A 458-nucleotide genomic window follows, 5' to 3' on the forward strand; every position below is an offset into this window, starting at 1 on the left:
CGCGCGCGTTCCTGTCCAACGCCCTGTCCTGGGCCGGCCCTGTGCGCCGCGAGCGCACCGTCCGCGCGCTGTACGGGACCTCGCCCAACGCCTGCGTGGACCCCCGTGACATCGCCGAGGTTGCGGTACGGGCCCTGACCGAGGAGGGCCACGCCGGACGCGCCTACACCCTGACCGGACCGCGGGCGGTGACCGCCGCCGGCCAGACCCGCGAGCTGGCCCGGCTGCTCGGCATCCCCCTGCGCTTCGAGGAACTGACTCCCGACCAGGCCCGTGCCGCGCTGAGCGGACGCTACCCGCCCCCGGTCGTCGACGCCCTCCTGGCGAGCGCGGAACGCCAGCGGGCCGGCGCCAAGGCCCGCGTCGAGGACACCGTCCGCACCCTGACCGGCCACCCGGCCCGCTCCTTCCGGACCTGGGCCCAGGACCACCTCGAAGCCTTCACCCCGCCCCCGGAC

The 458-nt window shown here is 76.6% G+C and carries 1 pseudogene; it reads left to right on the forward strand.

Annotated features, from left to right (window positions below):
- Positions 1-458, forward strand: a pseudogene (locus JHN63_RS51990) (SDR family NAD(P)-dependent oxidoreductase); the annotation flags it as partial.

The sequence above is a fragment of the Streptomyces sp. MBT65 genome, from assembly GCF_016612545.1.
Taxonomy (GTDB): domain Bacteria; phylum Actinomycetota; class Actinomycetes; order Streptomycetales; family Streptomycetaceae; genus Streptomyces.